The 17,587-nt window shown below is 65.2% G+C and carries 18 protein-coding genes; 10 read left to right on the top strand and 8 right to left on the bottom strand.

The features are described from left to right. Position 1: 1 nt before the first annotated feature. From OOJ09_RS06045 to OOJ09_RS06070, 6 genes are read left to right on the top strand one after another with little or no spacing between them, the layout of a single operon-like run. Complete coding sequence (locus OOJ09_RS06045) at positions 2 to 862, top strand: FAD binding domain-containing protein (protein ID WP_269904320.1); 861 nt, start codon at positions 2 to 4, stop codon at positions 860 to 862. Beyond that, positions 859 to 3,771, top strand: coding sequence for a molybdopterin-dependent oxidoreductase (locus OOJ09_RS06050; RefSeq protein WP_269904321.1), 2,913 nt, complete (start codon positions 859 to 861; stop codon positions 3,769 to 3,771). The genes OOJ09_RS06045 and OOJ09_RS06050 overlap by 4 nt, the downstream gene beginning before the upstream one ends. Further along, complete coding sequence (locus OOJ09_RS06055; RefSeq protein ID WP_269904322.1) at positions 3,768 to 5,309, top strand: 6-hydroxynicotinate reductase; 1,542 nt, start codon at positions 3,768 to 3,770, stop codon at positions 5,307 to 5,309. The genes OOJ09_RS06050 and OOJ09_RS06055 overlap by 4 nt, the downstream gene beginning before the upstream one ends. Beyond that, on the top strand, positions 5,309 to 6,193 hold the full coding sequence (locus tag OOJ09_RS06060) for a UPF0280 family protein (RefSeq protein ID WP_269904323.1): 885 nt from the start codon (positions 5,309 to 5,311) through the stop codon (positions 6,191 to 6,193). Before OOJ09_RS06055 ends, OOJ09_RS06060 begins: the two co-directional genes overlap by 1 nt. Next, entirely contained in the window at positions 6,186 to 6,770 is a 585-nt protein-coding gene (locus tag OOJ09_RS06065; protein ID WP_269904324.1) for an amino acid synthesis family protein, read from the top strand. The genes OOJ09_RS06060 and OOJ09_RS06065 overlap by 8 nt, the downstream gene beginning before the upstream one ends. Next, positions 6,767 to 7,228: a MarR family winged helix-turn-helix transcriptional regulator gene (locus tag OOJ09_RS06070; protein ID WP_269904325.1), complete on the top strand. Its 462-nt coding sequence runs from the start codon at positions 6,767 to 6,769 to the stop codon at positions 7,226 to 7,228. The genes OOJ09_RS06065 and OOJ09_RS06070 overlap by 4 nt, the downstream gene beginning before the upstream one ends. A gap of 47 nt (positions 7,229 to 7,275) precedes the next feature. Here OOJ09_RS06070 and OOJ09_RS06075 read toward each other — a convergent pair whose 3' ends face one another. The 5 genes from OOJ09_RS06075 to OOJ09_RS06095 form a co-directional block, all read right to left on the bottom strand. Beyond that, the gene (locus OOJ09_RS06075) at positions 7,276 to 8,070 is read right to left on the bottom strand and encodes an inositol monophosphatase family protein (protein WP_269904326.1); all 795 of its coding nucleotides are present in this window, start codon (positions 8,068 to 8,070) and stop codon (positions 7,276 to 7,278) included. Positions 8,071 to 8,152: 82 nt separating this feature from the next. Beyond that, positions 8,153 to 9,154: an LLM class flavin-dependent oxidoreductase gene (locus tag OOJ09_RS06080; RefSeq protein WP_269904327.1), complete on the bottom strand. Its 1,002-nt coding sequence runs from the start codon at positions 9,152 to 9,154 to the stop codon at positions 8,153 to 8,155. Beyond that, entirely contained in the window at positions 9,151 to 9,984 is an 834-nt protein-coding gene (locus tag OOJ09_RS06085) for an arylamine N-acetyltransferase family protein (protein WP_269904328.1), read from the bottom strand. Before OOJ09_RS06085 ends, OOJ09_RS06080 begins: the two co-directional genes overlap by 4 nt. Positions 9,985 to 10,055: 71 nt before the next feature. Beyond that, a complete protein-coding gene (locus OOJ09_RS06090) occupies positions 10,056 to 11,225 on the bottom strand; it encodes an AI-2E family transporter (RefSeq protein ID WP_269904861.1) in 1,170 nt (389 codons plus the stop codon). 106 nt (positions 11,226 to 11,331) lie between these two features. After that, positions 11,332 to 12,393, bottom strand: coding sequence for an LLM class flavin-dependent oxidoreductase (locus tag OOJ09_RS06095; protein WP_269904329.1), 1,062 nt, complete (start codon positions 12,391 to 12,393; stop codon positions 11,332 to 11,334). Positions 12,394 to 12,614: 221 nt separating this feature from the next. On the opposite strand from OOJ09_RS06095, the gene OOJ09_RS06100 reads away from it, so the two are divergent. Beyond that, positions 12,615 to 13,043 (top strand): DUF6481 family protein, encoded by a 429-nt coding sequence (locus tag OOJ09_RS06100; RefSeq protein ID WP_269904330.1) that lies wholly within the window; start codon positions 12,615 to 12,617, stop codon positions 13,041 to 13,043. Between the two features lie 87 nt (positions 13,044 to 13,130). Here the strand turns inward: OOJ09_RS06100 and sugE are convergent, their stop codons facing one another. After that, entirely contained in the window at positions 13,131 to 13,445 is a 315-nt protein-coding gene (sugE, locus tag OOJ09_RS06105; RefSeq protein WP_256752438.1) for a quaternary ammonium compound efflux SMR transporter SugE, read from the bottom strand. Between the two features lie 189 nt (positions 13,446 to 13,634). Then, positions 13,635 to 13,760, bottom strand: a complete 126-nt coding sequence (locus OOJ09_RS06110) for a hypothetical protein (protein ID WP_269904331.1) — start codon at positions 13,758 to 13,760, stop codon at positions 13,635 to 13,637. A gap of 209 nt (positions 13,761 to 13,969) precedes the next feature. On the opposite strand from OOJ09_RS06110, the gene OOJ09_RS06115 reads away from it, so the two are divergent. The 3 genes from OOJ09_RS06115 (at position 13,970) to OOJ09_RS06125 (ending at position 16,292) form a co-directional block, all read left to right on the top strand. Continuing rightward, a complete protein-coding gene (locus OOJ09_RS06115; RefSeq protein ID WP_269904862.1) occupies positions 13,970 to 14,779 on the top strand; it encodes a transglutaminase-like domain-containing protein in 810 nt (269 codons plus the stop codon). Positions 14,780 to 14,884: 105 nt separating this feature from the next. Continuing rightward, the gene (locus OOJ09_RS06120) at positions 14,885 to 15,859 is read left to right on the top strand and encodes a cation diffusion facilitator family transporter (protein WP_269904332.1); all 975 of its coding nucleotides are present in this window, start codon (positions 14,885 to 14,887) and stop codon (positions 15,857 to 15,859) included. Between the two features lie 28 nt (positions 15,860 to 15,887). Next, positions 15,888 to 16,292, top strand: coding sequence for a GFA family protein (locus OOJ09_RS06125; protein ID WP_269904333.1), 405 nt, complete (start codon positions 15,888 to 15,890; stop codon positions 16,290 to 16,292). Positions 16,293 to 16,298: 6 nt separating this feature from the next. On the opposite strand, the gene OOJ09_RS06130 is transcribed toward OOJ09_RS06125, so the two are convergent. Then, the gene (locus OOJ09_RS06130; RefSeq protein WP_269904334.1) at positions 16,299 to 17,570 is read right to left on the bottom strand and encodes a DNA recombination protein RmuC; all 1,272 of its coding nucleotides are present in this window, start codon (positions 17,568 to 17,570) and stop codon (positions 16,299 to 16,301) included. Positions 17,571 to 17,587: the final 17 nt, after the last annotated feature.

Here is a 17,587-nt window from a genome sequence, read left to right on the forward strand (position 1 = left end):
CGTGATCCGTTACGCGAAACCCACCACGGTCGACGAGGCGCTCGCTCTGCTCGGCGAGAACGCCTGGCGTATCCTTGCCGGCGGCACAGATTTCTACCCGGCGCAAGGCAGCAAGCCGTTTCGTGACAATGTCCTCGACATCAATGGCCTGGCCGCGCTGCGCGGCATCGCCGAGACCGGCAGCCACTGGGTCATCGGCGCGCGCACGACCTGGACCGACATCATCCGCCATCCCTTGCCGCCGGCCTTCGACGCGTTGAAACAGGCGGCACGCGAGGTTGGCTCGGCGCAGATCCAGAACGTCGCCTCGGTCGCCGGCAATCTCTGCAACGCCTCGCCGGCCGCCGATGGCGTGCCGGGCCTGCTCACGCTTGAGGCCGAGGTCGAACTGCGTTCAGCAGCGGCGACCCGCCACCTGCCGCTGCAGGATTTCATTCTCGGCAATCGCCGCACTGCCCTGCGGGCGAGCGAGATGGTCACGGCAATCCGCGTCGCCAAGCCTGCCGCTGCCGGGACGTCGGCCTTCGTCAAGCTCGGCGCGCGGCGCTATCTCGTCATTTCCATCGCCATGGTGGCTGCACGTCTGGTCGTGGAGAATGGCACGGTCAGGGATGCGGCCGTCGCCGCCGGCTCCTGTTCCGTGGTGGCCAAGCGGCTTGCCGGCGTCGAGGCCGCCTTGCGCGGGCTGGCTGTCGGTCCATCACTCGCCGATGCGGTCCTGTCCGCGCCGATGGCTGAACTGTCACCGATCGCCGATGTGCGCGGCAGCGCGGAATACCGGCTCGATGCGGTGCGCGAGATCGTTGCCCGCGCCGTTCTTGCCGCTACAGGGCAGTTGGCAGGCGACGAGGTGGCCGCATGAGCTTGGATCGCGCCAATATCGCCTTCGAGGTCAATGGCGCCGCCATCTCGGTCAACGTGCCGCCGCTGCGCCGGCTGTCTTCCGTGCTGCGGGACGACCTGCGGTTGACCGGCACCAAGGTCGGTTGCGATGCCGGTGATTGCGGCGCCTGCACGGTGCTGGTCGACGGCGATCCCGTCTGCGCCTGCCTGATGTCGGCGGCGTCCGCCGCGGAGACGGCGATCACGACCGTCGAGGGGCTCGCCAAGGGCCGGCTGTCGGCGTTGCAGGCCTCGTTCCTCGCCCATGGCGCCGCGCAATGCGGCATCTGCACGCCGGCCCTGCTTGTTGCAGCGACGGCGCTGCTGGACAAGAAACCCAACCCGACCGAGACCGAGGTGCAGGATGCGCTGGGCGGCATTCTCTGCCGCTGCACCGGCTACCGGAAGATCATCGCGGCGGTGATGGATGCAGGACGATTCGAACCATCGACGGACGGCGCTGCCCCTCATCCGCCTGCCGGCACCTTCTCCCCGCATAGTGACGGGGAGAAGGGAGAAGCTCCGACGCCGGCGCCCCCCTCTCCCCGTTCTTCACGGGCAGAGGGTAAGGGTGAGGGGCAGCATCAACATCAGCGATTGGATCGCGATCTTGATCTTAGAATGCCAGTCTCCGGTGGTGCTGTAGGCTCATCACCCATCCGGCTGGATGGCATCCCCAAAGTCACCGGCGGGGATAAATTCGGCGGCGATTCCTTCCCCGCCGATGCACTGGCCGTGCTGGTGGTCCGCTCGCCGCATTACCATGCCAGCTTCGCCTTCGGCGATCTGGAAGGCTGGACGAAAGCCCATCCCGGCATCGCCGGCGTGTTCACCGCCGCCGACATTCCGGGAAAGAACTGTTTCGGCGTCATCGGCCCGTTCGCCGACCAGCCGGCGCTGGCCGAAGGGTTTGCGCGCCTTCGTGGTGAAGCAGTGGCGCTGGTTGCCGGCGAACGCGAGGCCATCCTCGATCTGGACCTGTCGGACTTCCCGGTCCGCTGGACCGAGTTGCCGCATCTCCTGCAGCCTTGCGAAGCGCAGGCCAGCGGTGCCAAGCTGATACATGACAACCGCCCGGCGAACCTGCTCACCTCAGGCTTCGTCGAGCACGGCGACCCCGAGGCGGCGCTTGCCGGCGCTACCGTCACCGTGTCCGGCGCGATCGACACCTCCTATGTCGAGCATGCCTACATCGAACCGGAAGCCGGCTATGCATATCTGGACGGCGATACGCTGGTCGTCGTTGCTTGCACCCAGGCACCCTATATGGACCGCGACGACACCGCGAAGGTGCTCGGCCTTGCGGCCGACAAGGTGCGTATCGTGCCGACCGCGACCGGCGGCGGCTTCGGCTCGAAGCTCGACGTCTCGCTGCAGCCGCTGATCGGGCTGGTGGCGCTGAAGACCGGCCGCCCGGCGGCGCTGGCCTACACCCGCAGCGAATCGATGATGTCGACCACCAAGCGTCATCCCTCGGAGATGAAGGCGACCATCGGCGCCGATGCCGACGGCCATGTCACCGGCATGATCTTTGCCGGCGATTTCAACACCGGCGCCTATGCCAGCTGGGGGCCGACGGTGGCCAACCGCGTGCCGGTGCATGCGTGCGGCCCCTATGCGACGCCCAACTATCGCGCCGAGGGCCGCGCCATCCACACTCATGGCCCGATTTCCGGCGCCTTCCGCGGCTTCGGCGTGCCGCAGGCGACGATCATGCAGGAAACGCTCTACGACGAACTGGCCAGCAAGCTCGGCATGGACCGGCTCGACTTCCGGCTGAAGAACTGTCTTCGGAACGGTTCCGAAACGGTTACCGGGCAGCGGCTGGACTCCGGTGTCGGCATCGCCGAATGCCTCGAATCCTTGCGGCCGCATTGGGCGCGCGCGAACGCCGACGCAGATACATTCAATGTTACTAATATAAATAAAAAGCGCGGCGTCGGTATCGCTTCCTGCTGGTATGGCTGCGGCAACACCTCGCTGCCCAACCCGTCGACCATCAGGGTCGGCATCTCGCCCTCCGGCGATATCGTCCTGCACCAGGGCGCCGTCGATATCGGCCAGGGCTCCAATACGGTCATAACCCAGATCTGCGCCGACGCGCTTGGCCTGCCGCTGGAGAAATTCCGGCTGAGGGGCGCCGACACGGCGATCACCCCCGATGCCGGCAAGACATCAGCCTCGCGCCAGACCTTCGTCACCGGCAAGGCGGCCGAGAAGGCCGGCCGCGCCTTGCGTGAAAAGATCCTGCGCTTTGCCAATGTCTCCGAAGAGGCGTCCCTGCAACTGGACGGCTCGGCGATCGTCATCCGCGAGGGTGACGCCGCCCGCCGCATCGAGCTTGCCGCTCTTGACGTGGATGCCGACGGCTTCGTCTTCCGCGCGGAAGAGACGTACGATCCGCCGACGCTGCCGCTCGATGCCAAGGGCCAGGGCAAACCCTATGCGGTGTACGGTTACGGCGCGCAGATCGCCGAGCTGGAGGTCGACCTCAAGCTCGGCACGGTGAAGCTGATCAAGATCACCGCCGCGCACGATGTCGGCAAGGCGATCAACCCGCTGCTGGTCGAGGGCCAGATCGAGGGCGGCATCGCGCAAGGCATCGGCATGGCGCTTATGGAAGAATACATTCCCGGCCGCACCGAGAATTTGCACGACTATCTCATTCCGACCATCGGCGATGTGCCGCCGATCGAGACGATCCTGATCGAAGTTCCCGATCCGGAAGGCCCGTTCGGCGCCAAGGGCCTGGGCGAGCACGTGCTGATCCCGACGGCACCGGCGATCCTCAACGCCATCAGGCACGCCACCGGCGTCCTGGTCACCAAGGTTCCGGCGACGCCGACGCGTGTCCGCGCCGCCGTCCGCGACAAGGAGGCACGCCGATGAGCGAGCTTGCCGAACGCTTCGAAACACATGATCCCGGCGAGAAACTGGTGGCGGAGAAGATCCGCTGCGACGCCTGTCCGGTGATGTGCTACATCGCAGATGGCCGCACCGGCGCCTGCGACCGCTACGGCAATGTCGGCGGCAGGATCGTGCGGATGGACCCGCTGACCATCCTCGACCATGCGGCGGAGACCGGCGCCGCCGTGGTGCCGTTTGTCGCCGAGGGCGAGGCATGGGACGGCGAACTGGTCAACACCGGCCGCCGGTTCGTCACCGCCATCGGTGCGGGCACCACCTATCCCGACTACAAGCCGGCCCCCTTCATCGTCAGCCAGGAGGTCGAAGGGGTCGATCTCGTCACTGTCGTTACCGAGGGCATCTTCTCCTACTGCGGCGTCAAGGTGAAGATCGACACCGACCGTCATATCGGACCCGAAACGGCTGTCGTGCGGTCGCAAGGCGAGGCGATCGGCCATGTCACCACGGGCGAATATGGCTCGCAGATGCTGTCGCTGGGCGGCGTGCATCATCTCACCGGCGGCTCCAAGGCGGAAGGCCGCGCCACCTGCGACGCGCTGCTCAATCTGTGCAACCGCAAGCCTGTGGAACTCGCCATCGACGGCGGCGCCACCATCGTCGTCGAAGCCGGCAAGCCACCCCTCATCGACGGCAAGCAGGAACACCGCATGCGCGTCGGTTGCGGATCGGCCACGATCGGCATGTTCGCCACGCAGTGGCGCGGCCTCGTCGACGAGGTGGTGGTGGTCGACGATCACATCACCGGCGTCGTTTCCGAGCATCAGGCCGGCAAGGTGCTGGGCTGGCAGGATACCGGGATCAAGATCATCGGCCGCCGTTCCACACCTGGCCGCTATTTCAAGGTGTCCGAGCCCGGCCTCGGCTGGGGCGGCACCAGCATATCAGACCCGCTGTCGATCCTCGGCGAGTGGAATGCCAAGAAGGGTGCGCGGCCGGGCCTGTCGCTGCTGATGGTTTCGACCACCGGCGAGCAGTTCGCCTATTACGAGTTGGATGACGATCTGAAGCCGATCCAAAAACCGTTTCCGGAGCGGCTGCAAAAGTCGGTCGGCCTGATCGAGGACAATTGCGAGCCGGCGCTGTGCACCGTGCTGTTCATCGGCGGCGCCGGCGGCTCGCTGCGCGCCGGCGTCACCGAAAACCCGGTCAACCTCACCCGTTCGGTGCAGGGCCTGACCACCTATGTGACGGTCGGCGGCGCGCCTGTCTATGTCTGGCCGGGCGGCGGCATCACGCTGATGGTCGATGTCACCCGTGTGCCGGAAGGCGCCTTCGGCTATGTGCCGACCCCGGCGCTGGTGGCACCGATCGAATTCACACTGCGCCGCGACGACTACATCAGGCTCGGCGGTTACGAGGCCGAGATCCGCAGCGTCGACGATATCGTTGCCAAGGGCGGCGAATATCTCAATCCGCGTCGTGGCACGGGCGCCGAGGCCGGCAATCCATGGCCGCCGCTGGCGCAGTTGCGGCGCTCCGGATCGAACGGGGCCGGATGATGAACGGCCCGCAAGCGCACTGGCTGCAGGACGGCAAGCGGCTGCATCTCAACCACGGGCCGATCGACCTGATCGTCGAGGCCTTTGGAGAGGCGCACGAATGCCGCCTGGCCTATGAGCAGGCGGTTGCGCGCTTCCAGACGATCCTGATCGAGTTGGTCGAGGAGCTTCCCGAATTGCGGCTCCCGGCGTTTTTCTTGGCGCCGCGTACCTTCGCGGGCCCGACAGCGCGCCGCATGGAAGCAGCCGTCATTCCCTTGGCGGAATGCTTCATAACACCAATGGCGGCCGTTGCTGGATCGGTAGCCGACGAAATGCTCGCCGCGCTGCTTGCCGGCCGCAAGCTCGATCGCGCCTATGTCAACAATGGCGGCGACAGCGCTCTCCATATCGGCACGGGCCAGTCGATGGGCCTGGCGGTTGCCGGCACCGGCAACGGCCTGGCCGACCGGATCACCATTCGCTCAGAAGATGGCGTTCGCGGCGTTGCAACCAGCGGCTGGCGTGGCCGTTCCTTCTCGCTTGGCATTGCCGACGCCGTCACCGTTCTCGCGCGGACTGGCGCCGAGGCCGATGCGGCAGCGACGCTCATTGCCAACGCCGTCGACCTGCCCGGCAATCCCGCCATCAGGCGCGTTCCCGCACACGAACTGTCGCCCGACAGCGATCTCGGCCCGCGCTTGGTGACACAAGCTGTCGGAACGCTTGCATTTGGCGAGGTGGCACGGGCGCTGGACAATGGCCTTGCCGTCGCCGAAGATTTTCGCCGGCGCGGGCTGATTGCCGGATCGGCGCTGTTTCTTGGCGGTGAGGCCCGCATCAGTGGCTCGGTTGCGCTTGCCGCGCCCAACAAAATCCCAGGGAAGGAAGTTGCCCATGCCTGAGTTTCCGATCCGCAAGATCGCGGTTCTGACCGAAGAGATCTTTCACGAGGGTGGGCCGGTGGCCGCGGTTCCGCGCCGCCGCGCCGCCGCGATGGCATTGGTCAAGAACCCGTTCGCCGGGCGCTATGTCGAGGACTTGCAGAGCGCCATGGATGACCTGAAGCCGCTCGGCCTGCTGCTCGCGGATCGGCTGATCGCGGCCCTCGGCGGCGACGTGAAACAGATCGATGGTTACGGCAAGGGCGCCATTGTCGGCACATCAGGCGAGCTGGAACACGGCGCGCTGTGGCACGTGCCGGGGGGCTACGCCATGCGCGAGCGGCTCGGCGACGCCAAGGCGATCGTGCCGTCGGCGAAGAAGGTCGGCGCCTTCGGCTCGCGGCTCGACGTGCCGCTCGGCCACATCAACGCCGCCTATGTGCGCAGCCATTTCGACGCCATGGAAGTCGGCATCAGCGATGGCCCGCGCCCCGACGAGATCCTGTTCTGCCTCGCCATGACCTGCGGCCCGCGCGTGCATGACCGCATGGGCGGCCTGGCGGCCAGGGATATCAAGGCCTGGGACGGGCTGCGGTGAGCGGCGAGGACAAATTGCTCAAGCTGGTCGAGGCCGAAGAGCCCGACGAAAACGACTATCGCCTGCAGGAGCAGGTCGGCTTCATCCTGCGCAAGGCGCACCAGCGCCATGTCTCGATCTTTGCCGCGCATATCGGCGATCTGACGCCGCCGCAATTCGCGGCGCTGGCCAAACTGCGCGACGTCGGCGAGACCTCGCAGAACCAGCTCGGCACGCTGATCGCAATGGATGCGGCGACGGTGAAGGGCGTCATCGACCGGCTGAAGGCGCGCGGCCTGGTCGAGCTCTCCAAGCATGAAGTCGACAAGAGGCGGCTGCTGGTCAATCTGACAGCGGAAGGCCGCGACGCGGTCGAGCGCCTGATCCCGCTGGCCCGCGAGATCACCCAGGAAACGCTGGCGCCGCTCTCGGCCAAGGAGATCGCGACCTTCATGAAGCTGCTGGCGAAACTGGCCTGAGCGGAGATAATCCGGATTCATTCCAGGTGGAGCACGCTGGATCCCGATCAGAGCTTGAACGCCTCCCAAGAAAGCTCCCGCAGCTTCGAGAAGACACCCTTGCCGCCTGATATCACCAGCGTCCCGTCCTGCAGCACCGTCTTCGGATCGGGCGTGACGACCGTGCCGCCGGCCTCCTCGATCAAAAGCATGCCGGCCAGGCAATCCCAGGCGTTCATGTGCTGCTCGACATAGCCAAGCAGCCGGCCTGAAGCGACATAGGCGAGCATCAGGGCGCCGGACGCGTTGCGGAAGAAGACGCCGCCATCGGCCAGGAGCATGCGGATCAGCACGGCGACATGCCCGGCTTCCGCCCGGTTCGAGAATCCGGTCCCGACAGACCCTTCTTCCAGGCTGGTGGCCGCGCTTGTCTTGATCGTCTTGCCATTGACGAAGGCGCCGCCGCCGAGCCGGCCGTGGAAGGTTTCGCCGGTCGACGGCTCATGGATGACGCCAACCACCGTCTCCCCGTCCCTGGCGCAAGCGATCACCACGCACCAGGCCGGGATGCCGCGCACGAAATTGGCGGTGCCGTCGATGGGGTCGATCACCCAGACATAGCCTGTCGCGCCGGCGACCGAGGCATGTTCCTCGCCGACGATGCCGTCTTGCGGATAGTCCTTGGCAATGGCGGCGCGGATGAACAGTTCGACCTCGCGGTCGGCTTGCGAGACCAGGTCCTGATGACCCTTGCTCTCGATGGTCAGACTGTCGAGATCGTGGAAGTATTTCAGGCCGAGTTCGCCGGCCCGCCGCGCCAGATCGATGGCGAACTGCATGCGTGCGTCGAGATCATGTGTCACGGGAAAGCTCGCTCTTGCCTATGGATGCACCGCACTTAGCAGAGCATCGATGTCCGCAAAAGCGCTTGGCGGCCTATAAATTTCAGGCCGCCTGCGACAGCGATTTGTGAGCCTCGGCCAGGATCTCGAACGACCGCACCCTGGCCGCATGATCGAAGATCTGCGCGGTGACCATCAGCTCATCGGCGCCGGTGCGGCGGACAAAGGCGTCGATGCCTTGCCTGACCGTTTCCGGGGAACCCACGACGGCGCAGGACAGCGCCTGGCCAAGCATGGTCCTGGCCATCGGGTCGAGATCGCGGTCATAATTCTCGACCGGCGGCGGCAGTCTTCCGGGCCTGCCGGTGCGCAGATTGACGAAGGCCTGCTGCAGCGAGGTGAACAGCAATCGCGCCTCGGCATCGGTGGGCGCGGCAAAGACGTTGAGGCCGAGCATGACATGCGGCTTGTCGAGCTGGTCCGACGGCTGGAAGCGCGAGCGGTAGATATCCAGCGCATTGTCCAGTTCCGCCGGCGCGAAATGCGAGGCGAACGCATAGGGCAGGCCAAGCATGGCGGCGAGTTGGGCGCCGTAGAGGCTGGAGCCGAGAATCCAGATCGGCACGTTCTGGCCCTCGCCCGGCACGGCGCGGATACGCTGGCCCTCTTCGGCCGGCTGGAAATAACCCATCAGTTCGACGACGTCCTGTGGGAAATTGTCGGCGCCGGCCTCGAGGTTGCGGCGCAAGGCGCGAGCCGTGCCCATGTCGGTGCCGGGCGCCCGGCCGAGGCCGAGATCAATGCGGCCCGGATGCAAGGCGGCCAGCGTGCCGAACTGTTCGGCGATGACCAGCGGCGAATGGTTGGGCAGCATGATGCCGCCGGCGCCGACGCGAATGGTCCTGGTGCCACCGGCGACATGGGCGATGACGACCGCGGTCGCCGCGCTGGCGATGCCCGGCATGTTGTGATGCTCGGCCAGCCAGTAGCGCTTGTAGCCCAATCGCTCGGCATGGCGGGCAAGATCGAGCGAGTTGGCGAGCGACTGCGAGGCATCGCTGCCTTCGACGATCGGCGACAGGTCGAGGACGGAAAGGTCTGTCATGCGTTGGTCTCCACGATGTTCTTCTCGCGCAGCCTGGCTTCGAAGGCGGCGCGGTCGGGAATGACGATACCGAGTTGGCCTTGCAGCGTGTCGGCGAGTTCGGCTTCCGTGGCTATTTCCTTCTGCTCGCTGCGGCCGCCAATGTGGTGGATCGACAGGCGATTGCCGCGCAGTGCGTACCGTTTGTCCGGCAGGGCGCGCGCGGCGAGGATCGAAGACAGGAAATGCGATGTCGGGTGGGTCGACAGGAAGTAGTTGGTGACGGAATAGTCGATCTCATGTTGCGGCTGCAGGTCGAAGCGGTAAAGCGAGCGCCAGTCGCCGCCTATGGCGGCCTGCAGCCGAAAATGATCGTCCGTCTCGACGATGCGGAAGCTCTCGTGCGGGGTCGTTTGTTCGCGGCCAGGCTCGAGCAGCAGCGGCGCGGTCAAGGTCAGGCCGCCGAAACCGACATCGGCGATGACGGTGCGGCCGTCGAGTTCGACGCGAAGCAGCATGTGGCCGCGCGCGGTGATGGCGTCTTCGCGCTGGCCCCAAAGCACCCGCGCGGCAAGCCCGCCAACCTGAAAACCGAGTGCCCTCAGCGCATGCATGAAAACGAGATTGTGCTCGAAACAATAGCCGCCGCGCCCGCCGGCGACGATCTTGTCCTGCAACGAGGCGAGGTCGAGCCGAACCGGCCTGCCGAGGAACGGATCGATGTTCTCGAAGGGGATGGCCCGCGGATGCATGAGATGCAGCGCCTTGAGCGTGTCCAGCGACGCGTCCCTCGAACCGGCATAGCCGATGCGCGTGAAATAGGCGTCGAGATCGAAGGAAGCATCGCTCATGGGGACAGGCACCGGCATTGACTGGCCGGATATAGGCATTCGATCCGGGCGCCGCAAACACGGTTCGGCGATTATGCGGGGGCCTTGCCGCCCTCCTCGGTCGGTTCCTCCACCACAACCACTGTCTGTTGCGCGGCGAGAAAATTGCCGACGTGGCTGAGTCCGTCGAAATGATCGCAGAACACCTTGACGACAACCAGCAGCGGCACCGCCATCAAGGCGCCGACGAAGCCCCAGAGCCATGACCAGAAGGCGATGGCAATGAAGATCGCCACGGCATTGATCTCGAGGCGCCGGCCGACCACCATGGGTGTGACGAACTGGCCTTCGACGATATCGCACAACAGCACGAAGGCCGGCGCCAGCAGCGCATAGGAGATGGTGTCGAAGCTGATCAGCGCCATAATCGCGACAAGCACGATGGTCATCAGTGCCCCGACATAGGGCAGGAAGTTGAGCAGCGCCGCGGCCACGCCCCAGACCAGCGGATTGGGCATGCCGAGCGCCCACAGGCCGAGACCTATGACGGTGCCGAGGCCGGCATTGATGATGGCGACGGTAAGCAGGTAATGCGAGATTTCGCGCTCGACGTCATAGACGACGCGCATTGCCCGCTTCTTTTCGCTGAGGCTGGCGAAGGACTGGATGATCTTCTCGTAGAACATCGTGCCGGAGGCGAGCAGGAACAGCGACAGCACGAAGATGATGGTGAGGCCTGTCCCCGCCGACAGGATGTTGCTGGCGGCCGCCGACAGGATGCCGGACTGCGCCACCGCCACTTTCTGGATACCCGGCTCCTGCGAGGTCTGGGTCATCTGTTCGACCTGATGCGAGATCTGCGTGATCCTCTCGAGCGGACGCCGCAACTGCGCCAGTCGCTCGGTGAGCTGTTGGCCGATCGACGAGGTGTTGTTGAGGAGGTCGATGACCGGGCCGCTGAGCAGGTAGCCGGCGCTGGCGAAAACGCAGATCGACAGCAGCACCAGAAGGGTCGCCGAAACCACTTCGGGAATGCCACGCTTGCGCAGCAGCCGGACGATCGGCGTCAGCGTCAAGGCCAGCAGGAAAGCCAGGATCACGGGCATGAAGAAGGCGCGGGCGAAGTAAAGCGCATAGACGGTCATGAACACAAAGATGCCGACGAGCAGCGAACGCATCAGATGTGTGTCCGCGCGTGCCTCGGCGCGCGGATCCGGCTCATCGGCAATGCCTGCGCCCGAAGCGGCGGGTTCGGCCTTCATCATGGACCCTCGACGGCGCACCGCAATTGGTGCAGTCCGTCGACGGAAAACGCCGGCATGGCTTCAAGGTTCCGTGAGCCGGACGCGATGAGGGCCTGCCATTGGTCTATGCGGCAGGCACCGCCACTGCCGGCGCGGATTTCGCCGTTTCCTTGCGCACGATTGGCGCCACCCTGGTGCCGTAGAGTTCGATCGCCTTCATGATCTTGGCGTGCGGCATGACGCCGATCGCCATCTGCAGCAGGAAGCGGTCGTTGCCGAAAATCTTGTGCTGGGCGACGATCTTCTCGGCCACCTGCTCTGGATTGCCGACGAACAGTGCGCCATTGGGGCCACGCGACTGGTCGAAATGCGCCCGCGATGTGGGGCCCCAGCCGCGCTCGCGGCCGATGCGGTTCATCACCTCCGCCTGCGGGCCGTAGAAATCATCGGCCGCCTGCTCGGTGGTTTCTGCGATGAAACCGTGCACGTTGATGCTGGTGGCAAGGCCCGCCGGATCACTGCCGGCGCGCTTGGCGGCCTCGCGGTAAAGGTCGAACAGCGGCGCGAAACGCGCCGGCTCGCCGCCAATGATGGCGAGCGCCAGCGGCAGCCCGAGCGCACCGGCGCGCGCCGCCGACTGCGGCGTACCGCCAATGGCGATCCAGACCGGCAGCCTGTCCTGGAACGGCCTGGGATAGACGCCGCGATCGTTGATCGGCGCACGCAGATTGCCGGACCAGGTGACCTTCACCTGATCGCGGATGGCAAGCAGCAGATCGAGCTTTTCGGCGAACAGCTCGTCATAATCCTCCAGATTGTAGCCGAACAGCGGGAAGGATTCGATGAACGAGCCGCGCCCGGCCATGATCTCGGCGCGGCCGCTCGACAGAAGATCGAGCGTGGCAAACTGCTGGAAGACACGAACCGGATCATCGGAGGACAAGACGGTGACCGCGCTGGTCAGCTTGATGCGCTTCGAACGCTCGGCGGCCGCGGCCAGCGCCACCACCGGCGCCGAGGCGGCATAGTCGGGCCGGTGATGCTCGCCGAGACCGAAGACGTCGAGGCCGACCTGATCGGCCAGTTCGACCTCCTCGATCAGATTGCGCAGCCGCTCATGCGGGCCGATGGCGCCAGGCCCCGGCTGCGGGCTGACGTCGGCGAAGGTGTAGAGACCGAGTTCCATGTCATGTCATCCTGGTGTTGGGTTTTTCGCGTTAGAGGTAGCGATCGGCCGGCTTCGTCGCCAGAGGGCGGACGGTGAACAGTGCATGTCCCGGTTCGGCCAAAAAGGCGTCTCCCGGCGGCAACAACCCAGAATTTCATGGCTGGCATACCGTTTTGGCGCTTGAACTCTTGGCATTCGCGCGTATGTAAGCCTCGCGAATTGACTTCAGGGAAGTGGACTTGGCTATCTACAGGGAAAAAGACATTTTCGAGCGGCGCAATGCCGCGAACGAGGCAAAGAAGGCGCTTCTTGAGCGTTTCAAGTCGAAGCCGGCGGCAGATGATCCTGCGGTGCAGGCACGACAGGCCGAACGCAAGGCAATCCTCGAGGCGCGCCAGATACGCGAGGCCGAGAAGGCAAGGCTGAAGCAGGAAAAGCTGGCACGCGAAGCGGTCGAGAAGGCCGAGCGCGAGGCAGCGGCCGAAGCGGAGCGCATTGCGGCCGAAGAGGCGGCACAGGCGGAAGCCAAGATTCGGGAAGCCGAGGAAAACGAGCGCATCGCCCGTTTGCTGGCCGACGAAGCCGAACGCAAGGCCAAGCGCGACGCGCGTTATGCGGCGCGCAAGCAGCGCACCGGCAGAACGCCTCCGGGCTTCTCCGCCCGCTAGCGCCTCCACGGCCAAGCGCCGAATTGATTCAGGATCAGGGTCGCCTTGCAGCGGCCCTGAACGCGTTTGTCTTGAAGGCTTCCAGTCTCAGGCCGCGAACTTCAACCCCATGATGCCGCAGACGATGAGCGCGATACAGGCCAGCCTGATCGCGGTGGCCGGCTCGCCGAGCAGCCAGATGCCGAGCAGTGCGGTACCGACAGTGCCGATGCCGGTCCACACCGCGTAAGCGGTGCCGACGGGCAGCACCTTCAGCGCCAGGCCGAGCAGAGTGAGGCTGACGATCATCGAAGCCACCGTCAGGACAGTCGGGACCAGCTTCGAGAAGCCATCGGTGTATTTGAGGCCGATTGCCCAGCCGATCTCGAACAGGCCGGCAAAGAACAGCAAGATCCACGACATCGGGAACGCTCCATCCGAGCATCGGACCGATGCTCGATCAAGGAATGGCGGGTCGTCCCGGCCTGTTTTCGGGGAGCGCGAGGTCGTCCCCGCCACGCCAATATGGGAATCTCGCGCGCCCGATCAACAACGGCCGGCGACGTGACAATGTTGCCGGCCGTCATCCTGTCCAAAGCGGATTGGCCGGACTTACTTGTCCTTGAGCTTCATCGCCTTGACCGGCGGCGCCTTCAGGACCGGAGCCGCGGCGGGCTTCTTGGCGTCCTTCTTCGGCTTGCGGGCTTCCTTGCCTGCCTTCATCGCACCTTTAGCCATGATTCGTTCCTCCGATTGCGGGAAGCGAAGTGAAACAAGAGAATCGCCCGACTGCAAGGGGTTGCCGCCGCTCGTTTGCGCCGGCCCTCCGCTGTCAGCCGGTTTTCCCCTCGTAATGCGGTTCGGACCATGCCATGCTGTTTACCGCACTGCAGCATCAGCTTGGGTTTTCGCCGGGCGACAGACGGAGCAGGCTGGTCAGGACGACAATGCGAATCCACATCGGCTGCGAGATGAGCTTCGACTTTCCGCAGGAAACGCCGCTCATCGCGATGCTGAACGTCCACTATTCCCGCGCTTCCGATCTCGAGCGGCCGGATTTTTTGACCTCCAACCCGCCAGTGCCGGTTCAAAGCTACCGCGACAGCTTCGGCAACTGGTGCAACCGGTTCGTCGCCCCGCCCGGACGCTTCACCTTTGGCACCGATGCGGTGATCCGCGACCCCGGCACCTTCGAGATGGGCGACCTGATGGCCTGGCAGCACGAGGTGCGCGACCTGCCGTCGGACACGCTGCTTTTCTTGCTGCCCAGCCGTTTTTGCGAGAGCGACCTGCTGGCGAGCGAGGCGTGGCGGTTGTTTGGCCACACACCGCTCGGCATCCCGCGCGTGCAGGCGGTCTGCGACTTCGTCCACAATCATATCGTTTTCAACTACGGCAATGCGCGGCCGACGCGCACCGCGGCGGAAGCCTATCGCGAACAGAGCGGTGTGTGCCGCGACTTCGCCCATCTTGCCGTTACCTTCTGCCGGGCGCTCAACATACCGACGCGCTACTGCACCGGCTACATCAGTGACATCGGCATGCCAAAGCCCTGGTCGAGCATGGATTTCGCCGCCTGGATGGAGGTCTATCTCGGTGGCCGCTGGCATGTCTTCGACCCGCGCAACAATGCGCCGCGAATCGGCCGCATCCTGATCGCGTCCGGCCGTGACGCGGCGGACGTGCCGCTGACCCATATTTTCGGGCCTGGCACGCTCGCCGGCTTCAAGGTGTGGACCGACGAGATCGTCGAGTAGTCGCCTACGCCGCGGCCTGAACGACTGTCCAGTTCGCGCGTTGTTGATGGCTGTGGAGCTTCGACAGGGGCTCCGCTAAGCTCGGAGCTCGAACAGGACAAGACAATGGCCGGTCATGGCGGATCGAAAAGGGTCATCTACGCGGCGCTCGCCGGCAATCTCGCCATCGCGCTGACCAAGTTCGCCGCCGCCTTCTTCACCGGCAGCTCGGCGATGCTGTCGGAAGGCGTGCATTCGCTGGTCGACACCGGCAATGGCGGTCTGCTGCTCTACGGCATGCACCGGGCCGCCCGCCCTGCCGACCGCGCGCATCCGCTCGGTCATGGCCGCGAGCTCTATTTCTGGAGTTTCATCGTCGCCCTTCTCGTCTTCGCGCTCGGCGCCGGCGTGTCCTTCTACGAAGGCGTCATCCATATCATGGCGCCCGAACCCGTCGCCAACGCCATGGTGAACTATATCGTTCTCGGCCTGTCCTTCCTGTTCGAAGGCAGCTCCTGGCTGGTGGCGCTGAAGGCGTTCCGCCAGCAGAAGGGCAAACAGGGCTGGCTGCGGGCCGTGCAAGCGAGCAAGGATCCGAGCGTCTACACGGTGCTGTTCGAGGACAGTGCCGCCCTGCTCGGCCTGATCGTCGCCTTTGCCGGCATCCTGGCGGCGGAGCTGTTCGAGATGCCGCGGCTCGATGGCGCCGCCTCGATCGGCATTGCACTGATCCTCGGCGCGACGGCGATCTTCCTGGCACGCGAAAGCAAGGGACTGCTGCTCGGCGAGCCGGCCTCGCCAGAGGTGCAGAGGAGGGTTTTGGCGATCGCCCAGCAGGATCCGGCGGTGCAGCGGGCGAACGGCATATTGAGCGTCCATATCGGCCCGGAGGAAATCGTGGCGGGCTTGAGCATCGAATTCGAGGATCATCTGACGGCGCCGGAGATCGAAGCCTGTGTCGAGCGCCTCGAGAAACGGTTGAAGACAGAGATGCCGGAGATCATGCGGCTGTTCGTCAAACCGCAGACCACGGGCACCTGGGAGCAGCGGCGCAAGATGGTTGAAACCGCGTCGGGAGAAGAGCCGGAGCGAGCCGGCTGAAATGCTCGCGAAGCCAGGAGGAACCAGGATGAAAATCGACGGCAGCTGTCATTGCGGCGCTATTGCTTACGAGGCGGAGGTCGACCCGGAAAAAACCTCGATCTGCCACTGCACGGATTGCCAGCAGCTGACCGGCACGGCTTTTCGCGTGACGGTTCCGGCGCCCGAGGATCATTACCGGATCACGAAGGGTACGCCGAAAATCTACACCAAGACCGGGGCGAGCGGCGCCAAGCGCGCCCAGGCCTTTTGCGCCGACTGCGGTTCGCACCTTTACGCCACGTCGGTCGGAGATGGCCCAAAGGTCTATGGAATTCGAGCAGGGACCGCGCGGCAACGCGAGGATTTGATCCCTACACTGCAGAAATGGCACCGCTCGGCGCTGCATTGGCTGCCGGAATTTCAAGGCATGACCATCGTGGAGGAGCAGTAGCGCGGCTCAGTCGTCGCCTTCGACAACCCTCAGCCTAAGCTGCCCGGTCTTCGAATCGGCGACGCGCGCGCCTGCGTCGACCTTCGCCGCGGGAGCCCGCGATGCCGTTTCCGGGCCAGCATCGCCGTCCGGCTGCGCGCCGAACTCCAGCGCCTCGATCTTCTGGCCGCGCTTGGTCACCTTCGACGTCGAGACGAGGATGTCGTCGATGTCCTTGGCCGACTGGCCGAAATGGACCTGCAATTTGCGCACCCGCTCGTCGACACGCGCGACATCCTCCATCAGCCGGATGACTTCGCCCTGGATCAGGTGCGCCTGTTCGCGCATGCGGGCGTCCTTGAGGATCGCCTGGATGACCTGGATCGACAGCATCAGCAATGACGGCGAGACGATGACGATGCGGGCGCGGTGCGCCTTGTGGACGATCGCCTCGAAATTCTCGTGGATCTCGGCAAACACCGATTCCGACGGCACGAACATGAAGGCGGTGTCCTGCGTCTCGCCCTGGATCAGGTATTTTTCCGATATATCGCGGACATGGATCTCGATGTCGCGGCGGAACGCCTGCGAGGCGGCCTTCTGCAGTTCGGCGCCATCGGCGGCGCGGATGGCATTCCAGGCCTCCAGCGGGAATTTGGCATCGATGGCAAGCGACGGCGCGCCGTTCGGCATCTTCACCAGGCAATCGGGCCGGCTGCCATTCGACAGGGTTGCCTGGAATTCGTAGGCGCCGTGCGGCAGGCCATCGGCGACGATCGCCTCCATGCGCGACTGGCCGAAGGCGCCGCGCGTCTGCTTATTGGAAAGGATCGCCTGCAGCTGCACGACCTGGCCGGCGAGCGACTGGATGTTGCCCTGCGCGACGTCGATGATCGCCAGCCGCTCCTGCAATTTGGCCAGGCTCTCATGCGTGGATTTGGTCTGCTCGGTCATGGTCTGGCCGAGGCGGCCGGTCATGGCGTCGAGGCGCTGGCCGATCGACTGCGTCAGTTCCGCCTGCCGTGCCCCGAACACCTCGGCGATGGCGCCCATGCGGCCCTGCATCTCGGCCTGGCTCTGCAATATGCCGCCCATCCGCGCCTCGGCGTCGCGGGCATGGTCGGCGGCTTCCGCGGCTGCCACGGCGCGCGCCTTGGCCGACCGCCACAGCGCGATGACGAGCGCCACGAACAGGCCAAGAAACAGCAATATGGCGAAAGCCAGCGCATGGCCGAGCGTGATCGTGGAGGCGCCAAGCCGGGCGACGGGCTCCGAAAGGATGGATGTCAGGTCATTCATGTGGACAGCATAGATGA

The organism is Mesorhizobium qingshengii, from assembly GCF_027563465.1.
Lineage (GTDB): Bacteria > Pseudomonadota > Alphaproteobacteria > Rhizobiales > Rhizobiaceae > Mesorhizobium > Mesorhizobium qingshengii_A.